The following is a 15,085-nucleotide window of genomic DNA, read 5'->3' as shown; positions in this document are numbered from 1 at the left end:
TACCAATATTGGCTGCCCTTTGGCAGCCATTTTTATGCCAAACTCTCCGCAGGATCTCCAATAAGTTTTTACCGCTAGCTATCCAGCACGGTTTGTTACTAGAAATACTCTTTCCTTATTCAAACAAAAAAATTTCCATTGTTTTCAAGAATTACTTTTTTTATACTGTTAATTAATGTATAATCTCCATTAATAAATGCATTGAAGAGAAGAGTAAGTGTGCAAAAGCATAACAGAGAACTCCAGTTGCTGGAAATGGAGGATGTAATGGTACACTGAAACAAGCCTTAGAGCAGCATATAGGATATTTTGTTCTGATATTGATTATGTGCCGGTTTTCTCCCGTTAAAGAGAATAGTATAAACATCCCATTTAATGGCTGTGTTGTACTTGAAAGGTTTCTGTGGTAACACAGAAATAAACTGGGGTGGTACCACGAACTTCTAAACTTGTAAGGAGTCTCGTCCCCAAGGATATTATCCTTGGAGGTGAGATTTTTTTTTATTTATAAATCTTATATTTAGGAGTTACTGAAATGAAATGGAAAAACCCGAGTTTACTGTTATTTGGTATTGGAATTTCTAATATAGGTGCATGGGTTTATTTAATCGCTTTAAACTTAATTATTTTAAATATGACGAAGTCACCGTTAGCCGTATCAATACTATATATACTTCTACCTCTTGCCACCTTAGTTACAAATTTTTGGTCTGGAACTGTCATTGACCGCTTTAACAAAAGGAATCTAATGATTATTTTAGACTTAATTAGAGCCATATTAATTTTCACCTTGCCTTTTGTAGATTCTCTTTTTCTGATTTATGTGGCAGTCTTTATGATTAATATAGCCAGTTCAATCTTTGAACCTACTTCAATGGTTTACATGACAAAGTTAATTCCTAAAACAAGTAGGCAGAAATTTAATGCAATGAGAAACTTCATCCATTCATGCGGATTTATAATCGGGCCATCTGTTGCTGGGTTCCTTTTTATTGTTGGGTCACCTTACCTAGCTATATTTGCGAATTCCTTTGCATTAGCCTTATCAGCAATCGTCATTTTGCTACTTCCAAATGTGGAGATTAAGAATGAGGATATCATAATTCAGAGGATTAATATAACATTAATCTTAAATGACTGGAACAATATCATTGATTTCAGTAGAAAAAATATTTATGTGACGCTAGTTTATGTTCTATTTAGTATGATTACAGTGTTTATGACTGCCTTAGATTCCTTAGAAGCAGCTTTTGCCACAGAAGTATTAGCGCTATCTGAAAGCAAATATGGATTTCTAGTCAGTATTGCAGGAGTTGGGATTATTGGTGGTTCACTAGTAAATGCGTTATTTGCCAACAAATTGAATCTAAACATTCTAATTGGACTTGGTGCCATCTTTACCCCTATTGGCTACATAATCTTTGCTTTTTCACCTAATTTCATATGGGCATCTATTGGGTTCTTTACATTAACTTTTTTCTTATCATTCGCCAATATAGGATTTTTAACTTTCTATCAAAACAATGTACCCGTAGATATTATGGGAAGATTCTCTAGTATCTTAAGGATTTTCGAAGCTGGTTTAATCCTATTATTTACGATAACAATCGGCTTATTTGCTGAAATATTTGAACTTCGTGGTGTATATATAATAGGATCCTTCAGTTTTTTAGTATTGGGGATCATCATACATTTTATTGTAACTGTGAAGTCAAAAAGACATTATTATGAACGAGTGTTAGATTAATAACAACAAAGTTTAAGACAAAGCAAGTCCTTGTCTTAGACAGAAAAGGACAAGGCTATTCTTCTCCTCCATAAATGGGAAACCTAACTAAACCCGCCCATCGTGATAACGGATGAGCGGGTTTTGCCTATTATTTTTCCTGTTCCTTTATTACTTGCTCAATTCCCAATATTATCACCTTCACGCCGAACTCAAAAGCTCCGTCGGTTCCCATCAACTCAAACAGCCCGCCAGTGAACATTCTCTTAAACAATCCAGCGTCTGTTTCGCTCATACTGTCCAGAAGTTGTATCAGCTCATCACCTGGAAGTGTTTCCTGTTCCTTAAGGGCAACGGAAACATTCCGCTCATGCTGATAATCATCTAGGACAAAATAAAAAACATAGTTTACAAGCGTCGTAACGACTTGCATTTTCTGCCCTTGCTCAAGTGGCGTCGATTCAACACAGAGCAGCATGCGGTTAGTGAAGCGAATGATATCCGGTTCATGGGGCAGTGTCATCATCATCATCTGTGTGGAACATGGATATCTGCTGAGCACGCTCCGTGTTGTTACCGCAAGTGCTGTCAATTGCTCCTTCCAGTCTCCATCGGAGCGGAACTCTTCCATAATTACCTTCGATACATGGTTTGCTAGCCGTTGATAGAGTTTCTGCTTGCTTTTAAAATACCAATACAGTGATGGAGCCTGTATCCCAAGCCGGTTGGCCAAGCGTCTCATACTAAATTTTTCTATCCCATCCTCTCCAAGAAGCTCCCACGACGTTTCTATAATTTTATCCTCTGAAATCTGAGGCTGCTGCTTTTTCATCATTATCCACCCTTTTATCTAACAGTGTAAGTTTATGCTTTACAGGTTCATAAAAGGATGATATCATCTAACACTGTAAGAGGCAACCTTACACTGTTAGATAGAAACCCTACTAAAACACGTTTATTAAATTGTTGGATAAAAGTTGTCATTGTATAGTATTTAAATTTTTTTATTAATTATAAAGAAAGTAGTGATTAAACATGGATGCAGAAAACCTCTATTATTTTGAAAAAGCACCTGTCGCAAAAGCTGTAGCTCACTTTGCAGTACCAATGATGATTGGTTCATCAATGAATGTTATATATTCCATTCTGAATGCTTATTTCCTTGGAACACTCCATAATACTGCCATGTTAACTGCACTCGCATTAACATTGCCGTTATTCGCAATCATAATGGCATTTGGCAATTTAGTGGGCATGGGCAGCGGTACATTTATTTCCCGTTTGCTAGGAGAGAAAAAATATAATGATGTCTTGCATGTGTCTTCATTTGCCTTTTACAGCAGTTTAATTCTCGGTCTTATTATGATAGTCGTAGGTCTTCCGTTGATTAATTCAATTGTTCATGGCTTGGGAGCAATGTCAGACTCCTTTATATTCACAAAGGAATATGTAACAGTTATGATTATTGGTTCCCCATTCGTTATATTGTTTTTCACACTGGAGAATATCGTACGCTCAGAGGGTGCAGCAATTACATCGATGATTGGGATGATTCTCAGTGTTGTTTTAAATATTATTCTTGATGCTTTAGTCATCTTCGTATTCCATTGGGACGTGATTGGTGTTGCAACTGCTACAGTTATTTCTAACTTGGCTGCGAGTGCCTATTTCGCCTACCATATAGGAAAAAAGAGCCCATTTTTAACGATCTCTTTAAAATGGTTTAAAGCCTCCAAAGAGATTTTGAGCAATGTAAGTAAAGTTGGAATTCCAATCTTTATCATGAGCATCTTTTTAGGTGCAATGTCGCTTATCTTTAACCATTTTCTTGTCGATTACGGGGAACAGGCTGTAGCGGCATACGGAATTTCATCTCGTTTATTGCAATTTCCTGAGTTTATTGTAATGGGCTTATGTGAAGGAGTCGTGCCATTAATTGCCTTCGCTTTCACAGCAAATAAATTACGTATGAAAACTACGATTGGATTTACGATTAAAGCAATTGTGACGTTAGCAGTCGTGTTCGGCATCGCCGTTTACTTTGTATCCGACCACTTAATCAGTTTATTTACAACTGACCCGCAATTAATTGAAATGGGCAGCTATATTTTACATGTAACGTTTCTATCCTTGTTCATTACAGGAATGACAACACTATTTACAGGCATCTTCCAAGCAACAGCACAAGGAACTGCCGCATTTATTATGTCCATTATTCAAGGAATTACGCTGATTCCTGTATTGTTTATTGCCAATCATTTATATGGATTTGAAGGGGTCGTTTGGTCGATTGTCATTGCAGATGCCGTCGCATTTCTTGTTGGTGCCTTTATGCTGTATGTTCTGCGTAATAAATTGCAGCCGGAATTGGATAGTTTAGTAGAAAACATATAACCAAAGTAATCTCATTAACAGCTGTATTCAAAAGAAGAATCTATATAGATTCTTCTTTGAGTTTATTTTTACTATCTGTACTGAAATATGACCCGAAAATTACTGAAGTAACTGCATTAAAGATATTTAAATTTAATGGAGCACGTTATGCTAAAAGTCCCGATAGATTTGAAGAAGATAAGTGATGAATAAAGAAGGATGAAAATGAAGGTTATAAAGCTCATCAATTTTTTTGCTAATCTGAAGAATAACACACAGAAATTAATATCTTTTTACTCACATAAAGATTATTTCTATTAAATAGTAAAGAAAGCTATAACTGGCTTTCCTTTTTAAAGATATCCCCTTATAAAAAAGAAATATAAACCCCTACTTACAGCAAGGTTTAGCCATCACTTGAAAACGAAGTCCCGGCCAACTCCGCCTGAGTATTTTCCCTTAAATCAATAGGATATGTAATTGCAAAAAGCCCCTCTAATTAGGGGCTTTTAACATACTAAGTAAAAAAAAGACCTTACCCGTAAAGTTTACATAAGAATAAGGTCTACAATAATACTTGAACTTAATCAGCAATATTTATTATATAGTAAAAAATTCCTAATTCCAAGTAAAAAGACCTATAAATAGAATTTTACTAAAGGCTTTTTTAAAATATTTAACAAGGGGTTCTCCTACATCACCCTCTTAAACATCTTCTCCATCTCATAAGAAGAATAATGAACAATAATCGGCCTGCCATGTGGGCAAGTGAAAGGATCTGATGTGTGGCGGAGCTCTTCAAGCAAACTTTCTATCTCGTCATTGCGGAGATGGCGGTTTGCTTTGATGGAGCCTTTGCAGCTCATCATGATGGCTGCTTCTTCCCGGAGCAGCTTGATGTCGACTTTTTTCATGGCAAGGACTTGTTCGATCATTTCTTCAATTGTTTCTATTTCTTCGTCCTTTGGAAACCATTGCGGATGGGAGCGGACGAGATAGCTTTGCTGGCCGAATGGCTCGAGGAAGACGCCGACTTTTTCTAGTTCTGCTTTGTTTTCCTCTATCTTCATCCATTCATCTAATGAGTATTCCAATGTAAGTGGAATCAGCAGCTCTTGCAGCTCGTTATGAACTTCACCGACTTTTTCGCGGTAAAATTCGTATTTGATGCGCTCTTGGGCGGCATGCTGGTCGATAATGTACAAGCCTCTTTCGTTTTGAGCGAAAATATAGGTGCCATGCATTTGCCCAATTGGGTATAATGGCGGAACGCGGTTTTCCGCTGCCACATCTTCGAGCACTTCCTCTTCCCACGTGTCTTCGCTGGTATCCACTACTGGTTCTGGAACATTTGGAAAAGCAGTTTCTTCTGTGTATAGTGGCTCCTCAACCGGAGGCTCTTTCATTGAAAACAGTTCTGGCAGCTCTGCATTTAGGAGCGGAGCTGTGTCTACTGGTGCATAATCAATGCTTGTATTGGAGAAAGCAAATGGCTGTGCCTGCTGTTTCGGCATTTCCTGACGATTTTCCCTGGCTTGGTCAAAGGAGAACGCTGTTTGCTCGTCCTTCGGTGCTTTCGCTTTTTCACGGATAAAGCCGGCTGGAATTAATTCCTTCTTTTTGAACGCTGCTTTAATACTCTCACTCACCAGTTCATTGAGCTCTTGCTCCTTGCTGAAGCGAACCTCCATTTTAGATGGATGGACGTTAACATCGACTAGCATCGGGTCCATTTCCACATTCAAAAGAACGATTGGAAATCGGCCAATTGGCAGCAATGTATGATAGCCTTCTTGAATACTGCGCACAAGGGAGTAGTTCTTAATAAACCTGCCGTTAATCATCGTTGAAATATAATTGCGGGAGGCTCTCGTTATTTCAGGGAGCGCCATAAAGCCTGAAAGGGTAAAGTCCAGTGACTTTCCTGTTATTGGAATCATCTTTTTCGCTATATTTAACCCATAAATACTTGCCAAAACTTGCCTAACATCGCCGTTTCCGTTCGTATGAAGCAGCTTCCTGTCATTATGAACAAGGCGGAAGCTGATCTCAGGGTGCGATAATGCAAGCCTGTTAACGATATCTGTGATATTGCCAAGCTCTGTATGAATGGATTTCATGTATTTCAAACGTGCCGGTGTATTAAAGAACAGATTAGAAACAGTGATTTCCGTGCCTTTTCGCCCTGGAGCGCTCTCTTGCTTCTTAAGATGACCGCCTTCAAGCTCGACCATTGTACCTTTTTCTCCAGTTGATGTTGTCAGTACTACATGGGAGACAGAAGCGATACTTGGCAAAGCCTCGCCTCTGAAACCTAATGTGCGGATGCGGAAAAGATCGTTTTCATCCTTAATTTTACTTGTAGCATGACGGGAGAAGGCAGTCAGCACATCCTCTTCCTCAATGCCTGCGCCATTATCGAGAATGCGGATGCTTTGCAGGCCTGCTTCCTCGATAAAGATTTCGATATTGGTGCTGTTTGCATCAATGCTGTTCTCTACTAATTCTTTAACAACAGAGGCTGGCCTTTCGACTACTTCTCCTGCAGCGATTTTATTGGAAAGTGCATCATCGAGTTGAAATATCTTTGCCACTGTCTTCACCTCTTCTTTTATGTGAACTTAATCGTTTTTTATCTTTTTATGCAGTTCATATAATGTGTTTAATGCCTGCATTGGTGTCATATCTAAAATATCAAGTGATTTGATTTTCTGAAGAATTTGTTTTTCCTTTCCTGCCAATTTAGCAGCAGGTTTTTGGTTTTGCATTTCATCAAAGAATGACAGCTGGGCATCTCCATTACTCTCAACTGCTGGAGTTTCCTCCTTCACAATCACTAGTGCAGCAGCTTGCTTGCCATCTTCTTTCTGCTCAAGTGACAACAGAAGTTCCTGTGCCCTGTCAATCAGCTCTGGCGGAAGCTCTGCCAATTGTGCGACATGAATTCCGTAGCTCTTGTCTGCCGCTCCTTCTTTAATCTTATGAAGGAAGACGACTTTGCCGTTTTGCTCCATGGCACTTACATGAACATTGCTTAGGCGGGCAAGCTCTTGATCGAGCACTGTGAGCTCATGATAATGGGTAGAGAATAATGTTTTCGCACCGACTATATCATGAATATGCTCAATTATTGCTTGAGCAAGGGCCATGCCATCATAGGTGCTTGTCCCCCTGCCAATTTCATCAAATAAAATCAAACTGTCCTTTGTTGCATGCAGCAAGGCATTGCGAGCTTCTAGCATTTCTACCATAAAGGTACTTTGTCCAGAAATCAAATCATCTGCTGCCCCGATTCTAGTGAAAACTTGGTCAAAGATTGGCAATGTCGCTTCCTCTGCCGGGACAAAGCAGCCGATTTGTGCAAGAATGCTAGTTAAAGCCACTTGCCTCATATACGTGCTTTTACCAGACATATTCGGACCTGTAATGAGCAGCAGCTCTCTGTCAGCATCCATTAAACAGCTATTAGCCACATAGCTTTGTGAATTCATCACCTTCTCGACAACAGGATGGCGTCCATTTTGAATGTGCAGCACTCTTTCAGAAGAAAAAGCAGGTTTCACATAACGGCGGTCTTCGCTGACGGTTGCGAAGCATTGGAGCACATCTAGTGCGCTGACGGTTTTCGCTAACATCTGCAGTCTTGGAATATAGTCTTTCACCGTTTCACGGATGATTGTGAACAAGTCGTATTCCAGCTCTACAATTTTTTCTTCTGCCTGTAAAATCAGGCTCTCTTTTTCCTTCAGCTCCGGTGTTATATAACGTTCTGCATTTGCCAATGTTTGTTTTCGCTCGTATTGGCCTTCCTGCAGCAAATGCACATTTGCTCTCGTCACTTCTATATAGTAGCCAAACACACGGTTATAACCGATTTTTAACGACTTAATCCCTGTTTTTTCCCGCTCTTGCCGTTCTAGCTGGGCAATCCAGGTTTTACCGTTGCGGCTCGCATCTCTGTATTTGTCAAGCTCTTCATTATAACCATCAAGAATGATATTGCCTTCCTTGACAGATAGCGGCGGATTTTCCACAATCGCTGTTTCCAGCAAATCTGTAACCTCTTCACAAGGGTCCAGTTCACTTGCAAGCAAGTTTGCTTCATTAGTGCCGAATTGAGCGACAAGCTCTTGAATTGCCGGAATTTGCTGCAGCGATTTCTTCAACTGCACAAGATCCCGTGCATTCACATTCCCGAAAGCAACTCTTCCGGCAAGTCTTTCTAGGTCGTACACTTCCTTCAGCTTTTCGCGCAAGTCCATTCTTTCGAAATAATGGCTGATCATGACCTCTACCATGTTTTGTCTTTCAGCGATTTTATCTCTGTTCAAGAGCGGACGGTCAATCCATTGCTTTAAGAGCCTGCCTCCCATTGCTGTTTTCGTCTCATCCAACAGCCACAGCAAAGAGCCTTTTTTCCCTTTCGAGCGGATTGTTTCTGTCAGTTCAAGATTGCGTTTTGAGAAATAATCAATTTTCATAAAGTCATCAATCACATATACAGACACGGGCTGCAAGTGATCAAGGCTTCGTTTTTGTGTTCGGTAAAGATAAGCAAACAATCGGCTCACAGTAGATTGCAGTGCTTCATCATGGACTTCAGCCAACAACACACCATACTGCTCGAAAACAGCAGCATCGTTTTCATAGGACAAAGTTAAATGAGCACGCTCCTGCATGCGTTTTTTGCTGTCTTCTGGAAAATCTGGGCTGATGATGACCTCCTTTGCTCCTGACAAGGACAATTCATTTAAAGCTGCATCAAAACCAGTTGTTTTAGTCGCTTTACACTCACCTGTTGACAGATCACTATAGGCAAAACCATATGTATGGTTATCCAATACCGTGATTGTGGCAATATAGTTATTTTCCTTATCGGAAAGGTTTCGCCCTTCCATCATCGTTCCAGGTGTAATCAGCTGAACAACTTCCCTGCGGACAACTCCCTTTGCCTGCTTCGGGTCTTCTGTCTGCTCGCATATTGCCACCTTATAGCCGCGCTCAACGAGCTGCTCGATATAGTTCTTCGCTGAATGGTGGGGAACTCCGCACATTGGAATCCGTTCATTTCCCCCGCCTTCCCTGCTCGTCAGCGTGATTTCCAATTCTTGTGATGCTTTAATTGCATCATCAAAAAACATTTCGTAAAAATCGCCTAAACGGAAAAATAAAAAGGCATCCTGATAATCTGCCTTTACTTGTAAATATTGTTGTATCATGGGCGTGTACGTTGTCATAAAATCCTCCAAAAAGATGTTGCTCACATTAATTCAAATTTATTATTCTACCATTATAGCATATCGGGACACTTTGTTTCAGGTGGTTCCTTCTGCCAGAAAAAAAACAGTCTGCTTTAAGCAATTGCTTAAAGCAGACTGTTTTTTAAAAAATAAGAACTAGGAGAACCTCCTAGTTCTATTCTTCTTCTGAGCCTACAAGGAAATCAGGGTTCAAATCTTCAAACTCTTCATCCTCAACATCCAAGCCCCATACATCATCGCCATCATGTTCTTTATGCTCTGGGAACACTTCAACAACTACTTTTGTTTCCCCGATTACTTCCACTAAAAATTCTCTTTCCACATGAACGATGATTTTGTTGCCGTTTGGTGAGATAACTGCTTCAATGCAGTTCGGTTGCTGAAGCACACGTGCAATCACATCATGATCATCAAGGCAATCTGGATCACGATATTTTAATTTCACGATATCTGTATATTCAACCCGTTCAGTTACGACTTCTGTTTGTGTGTTGTCGTTATAGGAATACCAAACGTTGATATCGTAGTAACCGCTTATTTCTACTGTCTTGCCATTCTTTTCCGCTTCGTACGTATGGTTGATGATCCAGCACCCTAAAATGCTGGAAGGGCTGTTGTCTGGGCAGATCGTATGGTTGGATTTTGTAAATTTACGTCCTTTCGCAACGACTGCCTTTGTAATAATCTCTCTATATTCTCCCATTTTCGAGCGAAACCTCCTCATTCATTTTCATTTCATCCTATGCGGGATAGGAGACTAGTGTGCGATAATTTTTGAAGCTGATAAATTAAAGCTTAAGCCTAATTCATTGTATGAAAATGGAGGGCAAATGTGCCGAACAACAGGAGATTTTCTAGACGAACAACTTAATTTTCTTGCAAGTATGTTTTTGCTACAGTTCCAGCGAAAGCCGAATCATGTCTCTGCATATAATCCCGTTTTCAATGATTTCTTCCTCATAATCTTTAAAGAAATCAAAATCGATGCCAACAATACGGAACCCGCATTTCTGATAAAATGCCAGCTGACCGATACTCGAGTTGCCTGTGCCAACGTCTATCTGCCTGAATCCTTGCTGTCTTGCCCAATTAATGGCATCATGCACAAGCAGCTTTCCGATACCGCGTCCTTGCATCGCTTCAGCGACTGCAATATTCACTAATTCCACAACTTTAGGTCGTGTTGGCAGAAGAACATATACACCTGCTATTGTGTTATTACTGTCTGCCACAAAACATTGTCCTCTGCTTAAATAATCATGGATATGACTAGAAGAAGGATCTGCAGACAGCAGCAGTGTTAACGGAGGTGTTTCATTTACTGACAGTTTACGTATATTCATCTCAAATCTCTCCTTTATCCATAAATAATTCTTTCTAAGCTTTAAAAAAAACTTCCTAACAAAAAAAGCCTGATAAGCAAAGGCTTATCAGGCTTACATTCATTTATCGTACTGCTTCTTCTAATTTATCAACAAAAATTCCTGTATAGTTGATGCTTGCTGCAAGCTTCTTCATTTGCATTTTGGAAATAGCAGATGATGGATTAATCATGATGATTTTTTTGAAGCCGTTAGACATATACAGCTTGAAGCATCCTTCTAAAACTGGGAGCATATCAGGCTTAGATGCAGCAAGATTGGTTGAATCAATAACTAATGTATATGTTGCTGGAACGATTGATTTAACATGCTTATTATACTCAGCAAGAAACGACTGACCATCTTCTTCTTTCATAAATCCGCTGACAGTAATAAATAATTCCTTTGTTGCTTCCTTTTTTTCAAATGTAAACATAATAATTTCCTCCTAAAATTGATATAAAAGTGATGACATACTATAGCCGACAGCTACAGAGCAAAAAACTACCTTATCTCCGTCTTTTATTCTTTTTCGTTCAAGAGCATCATGGAGCGCAAATATCGGGCTGGTTACGCCTGTATAACCAAACTTTTCACCTACAAATGTATAGTTATCTAGACCAACCTTAAGTTTCTGCAATGTTTCTTCCACTTCTGGTCTGGAAAACTGAGAAAAAATCCAGTGGTCAATCTCCGCTGGCTGCACATTATGCCGAGAGAGCATGGCAGTAATCAGCTTTTTCCATTCGTCAGAGAAAAAGCTGACATCATGGGGATCAAACCGAAGTTTTTTACTTGCTGCAGGGATGTTCTCATTAAACAGTTGAGAAAATCCTACAGCTGGATACATGACGAAGTCTGCAAGACTTGCATCTGTGTGATAATTGCTTGCTATAAGTCCAATAGGCTCTTCTGTTTTTTCCAGAACTACAGCACATGCGCCGTCTGCAAAGTTAGGATACATAACAGTATCATCTTTTCTGGCGATATTGCTTACATACACACTGCCGATAATAAGTGCTCTCTGAAGGTCTGCACGGCTCTTCAAAAATGCATTCACTTGATCAATAGCTGACAGCATTCCAATACAGTTAGCATTCATATCATAGACAATATGAGCATTTTTCGCCCCTAATATACGATTAAGGAGAAGTGCGTTGCTTGGATAAGTGTATTCAGGTGTGTCAGAGACAAAAACAATCATATCCAGTTCTTCTGCTTTAGTATTAGTACTATCAAGTGCTTTTACTGCTGCTTCGCTTGCCATCGTAATGGTGTTTTCTTTCTCCGGATTAACTAAATATCGTTCTTTCCTGCCAAGATGGTTCATCAATCCTTCTGCTTCTAGGCCTAATTCGTGAAAATGGTCTATAAAAAACTGATTATCATATTTTGTTTCTGGGTGGGCAATGCTAACACCCTTAATTTTGACTTGATTAGCCAACTTGCTCACACTCCCCCAAATTTCATAAAAAAAATCCACCCGAAAAAGGATGGATTGGTATCTGTCTCCTTTTCGGCAACCTGGCAATCATTGCAGCTTAACCACTGCTTTAGACCCATAGCTTTGCGTCCTTATTTTTCAATAAGTTTGCTAGTATCGAAGGCTTATCTTCTCATGTACGAGATTATTTTAGTATATTTATTTTCCTTCGTCTAGTATTTTAGAACTATTAAGGAAAGGTAAATATAACCAATTATTTGTATTCACCTAGTTTTATATACCTATAAACCCTCATCAAGTTAGATGTGTTGTACAATTATACAAGCTGCATTTCCAGCTGTTATCAATAAATGAAAAATTCGTAAAGGATGTATTTTTCAGCGGATGTTCCACACTAACTTGCGGGTCAAGCTCAGCTATAAGCATAGTTAGAAGTGCACCATGACTGACTATCAATATATTTTGATGTATTGCTTTGTCTAATCTTTCCCTTCTAAAGGCTTGCGTGCGTGCTTTGACACTTTCAACAGACTCTATCCCTAAGTCTAGCTCACGCCAATCCTCGCCCCATCTTGCTATTCTTTCTCGTTCTGTTGTTCCTTCTATCATTCCTCCGCCTGTTTCGCGCAGCCTTGTATCAAAAATAACCTTTATTTGCAGTCTTTCTGCCATGATTTCAGCGGTTTGTTTCGCTCTCATTAAGTCACTTGTGTAGATTACATCCCAATTATCTTGGCAAAGACGGTCTGCAAGCAAACGAGCTCCATCTACTCCCTCTTTATCTAAAGGAATATTGCTGCTCCCTTGTGCCCTTCCCTCTCTATTCCAAGCTGTACTGCCATGGCGAATTAATCCCAGTTTCATCTTGTTTTTCTCCCTCCTATAAAAAATGCTTTCCACTAGGAAAGCATTTTTAGCTATGTCTATGCAGCTCATGTGCCAGATATATCATTACTTGCCTTTTCAAAGCACAAATTAACCGTTCGTTCTAATGAGCGGGTTCGATGCATCACATTTGCCGGCACAGTATACATGTCACCTGGCTTTAAGCTTACTGTTTGGTTATTTTCCAAATCAATAAACAGCTCCCCTTCGATCACAATAAACAGCTCATCACAATCCTCATGCTTATGCCAATGATATTCTCCTTCAATGACAGCTATCCGAAGAGCGTGATCATTTACCTCACTTACTATAAAATTACTGTATTCTGCCTTACCCTTTGTCAACTCTAATAAATGAATTAACTCTAACTGTCCCTTTTTAACCAGCCTGCTCACATCCTGCCTTTCATTTTCATTTAATATTTCTCTGCTTATTTCTAATCTCCTGTTTTTTTTATAAAAAGGATAAAAGTAGTAAGAATGGTTAATCTATACATAGTGAATAAAAGGAGGAATAGTTATGGAGCAATCTTTATATGAAAAAGTTGGCGGAGAAGAAGCAATTTCTAAAGTAGTTGATTATTTCTATAATGAGTTAGTATTAAAGGATGAATCAGTAAGTCATTTTTTTGAGCATACAAATATGGAAAAACAACGCAGTCATCAGACTAAATTTATCAGTTTTGCATTAGGCGGACCGAAGCAATATACAGGAAAGGCAATGGCAAAAGCGCATGAAGGAATGAATATCCAGCCGGAACACTTTAATGCAATCGTCAAGCATTTGCATGATGCACTTGCTCATTACGGTGTAGAGGAGAACGATATCCAGACCGCTTTAGAAAAGGTTGGCGGCTTAAAGGACGATATTTTGTACAAATAAAGAGCAAAAGAAGGTTTACCCTTCTTTTGCTCTTTCCACTTACTATTTAAGGTTTGGCAAGATCATCCCGGTTAACTGCATGCGGCGGTTCTTCCATCCAGCCGTTTTCCATCATTATTTTTGCCCCGTTTGTCACAAACATCATAATATTCATAAGCGATTTCGTATACATAACTCCGATATCATGTCTGCCATTTACAGCAAGAGAATTTCCGAACGCTCTTATTTTCATGGAAAACATGTCAACTTTATGAAAAAGCATCAGCTTATCAGAAAAGGGCGCAAACGTCGAGGTTGTTATTAAATGGTCTAAGTATTCGGGAGACGGCAAGTTTTCCTCATGAAGTAAAAGCTTGTACCGTTCCACATTCTTATGCGTCATCTCTTTCCCTCTTATAAATAAGCTTTTCACTTTTTCCTGTCTTGCAACTTGACCGAAAGCCAGTATTAGCGCTTTGCTTGTGACATTGTTTTCGATATTGTCGTAAAGATGGGTAATCTCCATCGCATGAAGAGGGCGAACTTTCCCAATATATCCATTCAGAAAATTTTCGTTGGCAAATTCAGGCCTGTCTTGCACTGGAATAAGCGGCGGCTTCTTAATAAAGCCCTTCCTTAATAGAATCATTTTAATTTGCTCCATCAATTGCATCGTTGCATCCATACAATAAACGAAAAAATCACGAACATCCTCACGATAGACGAGGGGAATGGCTATTTGATAGATGCTCAAACCTGCTTTGGCTGCGTATTTTAAATAATGAACATAGAATTCATCTTCAAATAGCTTAGGAGCATTTAAATTAACATCCTTTTCTGTGAAGCCGACAGGAAATGGAATCTTATCTTTTTTAAATATTTCCTTCGTCGTTTCCAGGAAAACATCCGATAAGTGTAAAGCATTCTTTAATAATGCTTTAATATCCTCATCCTCCACATGCTGTAAATAATAGCTCAGTATGCATCTCGACATGCTGTTTCCCATATAGGTTGCCCACAGCTTTGCCACTTCTGCCGAAGTAAGTGGTTCATTCGGACTTGATTTATGTGAGCCTATTTTAATCGGTTTGATTGTATTCAAGGCATATTCCTCCACGTCGGTTTTGCTTATTTTTTCCGTGAAGGAATCAGATTATACAAAGGATTAGTTACT

Annotated in this window: 13 protein-coding genes, 1 riboswitch and 1 other annotated feature; of the genes, 3 read left to right on the top strand and 10 right to left on the bottom strand. The window is 39.2% G+C overall.

Annotated features, from left to right (window positions below):
* Nucleotides 1-192 precede the first annotated feature (192 nt).
* Nucleotides 193-472, top strand: a binding site (T-box leader).
* Nucleotides 473-535: 63 nt separating this feature from the next.
* On the top strand, nt 536-1,747 hold the full coding sequence (locus tag MKX82_RS08190) for an MFS transporter (RefSeq protein WP_341076298.1): 1,212 nt from the start codon (nt 536-538) through the stop codon (nt 1,745-1,747).
* A 130-nt stretch (nt 1,748-1,877) separates the two neighbouring features.
* On the opposite strand, the gene MKX82_RS08185 is transcribed toward MKX82_RS08190, so the two are convergent.
* Nucleotides 1,878-2,558 (bottom strand): TetR/AcrR family transcriptional regulator, encoded by a 681-nt coding sequence (locus MKX82_RS08185; RefSeq protein WP_341079473.1) that lies wholly within the window; start codon nt 2,556-2,558, stop codon nt 1,878-1,880.
* 203 nt (nt 2,559-2,761) lie between these two features.
* On the opposite strand from MKX82_RS08185, the gene MKX82_RS08180 reads away from it, so the two are divergent.
* Nucleotides 2,762-4,120: an MATE family efflux transporter gene (locus MKX82_RS08180; protein WP_341076296.1), complete on the top strand. Its 1,359-nt coding sequence runs from the start codon at nt 2,762-2,764 to the stop codon at nt 4,118-4,120.
* A gap of 671 nt (nt 4,121-4,791) precedes the next feature.
* Here MKX82_RS08180 and mutL read toward each other — a convergent pair.
* From mutL to MKX82_RS08140, 8 genes are all read right to left on the bottom strand, one after another.
* Nucleotides 4,792-6,693, bottom strand: coding sequence for a DNA mismatch repair endonuclease MutL (gene mutL / locus MKX82_RS08175; RefSeq protein ID WP_237941249.1), 1,902 nt, complete (start codon nt 6,691-6,693; stop codon nt 4,792-4,794).
* A gap of 27 nt (nt 6,694-6,720) precedes the next feature.
* Nucleotides 6,721-9,336 carry a DNA mismatch repair protein MutS gene (gene mutS / locus MKX82_RS08170; RefSeq protein WP_341076293.1) on the bottom strand — a complete coding sequence of 872 codons (2,616 nt, stop codon included), beginning with the start codon at nt 9,334-9,336 and terminating at the stop codon, nt 6,721-6,723.
* Nucleotides 9,337-9,514: 178 nt separating this feature from the next.
* A complete protein-coding gene (locus MKX82_RS08165; protein ID WP_233314235.1) occupies nt 9,515-10,063 on the bottom strand; it encodes an outer spore coat protein CotE in 549 nt (182 codons plus the stop codon).
* A gap of 190 nt (nt 10,064-10,253) precedes the next feature.
* Nucleotides 10,254-10,703, bottom strand: a complete 450-nt coding sequence (locus tag MKX82_RS08160; RefSeq protein ID WP_233314236.1) for a GNAT family N-acetyltransferase — start codon at nt 10,701-10,703, stop codon at nt 10,254-10,256.
* A gap of 103 nt (nt 10,704-10,806) precedes the next feature.
* Nucleotides 10,807-11,157: a hypothetical protein gene (locus tag MKX82_RS08155; protein WP_233314237.1), complete on the bottom strand. Its 351-nt coding sequence runs from the start codon at nt 11,155-11,157 to the stop codon at nt 10,807-10,809.
* Nucleotides 11,158-11,169: 12 nt separating this feature from the next.
* The gene (locus tag MKX82_RS08150; protein WP_341076290.1) at nt 11,170-12,165 is read right to left on the bottom strand and encodes a ketoacyl-ACP synthase III; all 996 of its coding nucleotides are present in this window, start codon (nt 12,163-12,165) and stop codon (nt 11,170-11,172) included.
* 71 nt (nt 12,166-12,236) lie between these two features.
* Nucleotides 12,237-12,327, bottom strand: a riboswitch (cyclic di-GMP riboswitch).
* Nucleotides 12,328-12,459: 132 nt separating this feature from the next.
* A complete protein-coding gene (locus MKX82_RS08145) occupies nt 12,460-13,029 on the bottom strand; it encodes a histidine phosphatase family protein (protein WP_341076288.1) in 570 nt (189 codons plus the stop codon).
* Nucleotides 13,030-13,097: 68 nt separating this feature from the next.
* A complete protein-coding gene (locus MKX82_RS08140; RefSeq protein ID WP_233314771.1) occupies nt 13,098-13,436 on the bottom strand; it encodes a cupin domain-containing protein in 339 nt (112 codons plus the stop codon).
* A 133-nt stretch (nt 13,437-13,569) separates the two neighbouring features.
* Here MKX82_RS08140 and MKX82_RS08135 point away from each other — a divergent pair, with 133 nt between their 5' ends.
* Nucleotides 13,570-13,932 (top strand): group I truncated hemoglobin, encoded by a 363-nt coding sequence (locus MKX82_RS08135; protein ID WP_233314239.1) that lies wholly within the window; start codon nt 13,570-13,572, stop codon nt 13,930-13,932.
* 46 nt (nt 13,933-13,978) lie between these two features.
* Here the strand turns inward: MKX82_RS08135 and MKX82_RS08130 are convergent, their stop codons facing one another.
* Nucleotides 13,979-15,013: a DUF3231 family protein gene (locus MKX82_RS08130; protein WP_233314240.1), complete on the bottom strand. Its 1,035-nt coding sequence runs from the start codon at nt 15,011-15,013 to the stop codon at nt 13,979-13,981.
* Between the last annotated feature and the right edge of the window lie 72 nt (nt 15,014-15,085).

Origin of the sequence: Niallia sp. FSL R7-0271 (assembly GCF_038005785.1) — a bacterium.
In the GTDB taxonomy this organism is placed as follows: Bacteria; Bacillota; Bacilli; order Bacillales; family Cytobacillaceae; genus Niallia.
Note: the sequence above shows the minus strand (reverse complement) of the source record. Positions and strands in the feature narration are given on the sequence as shown.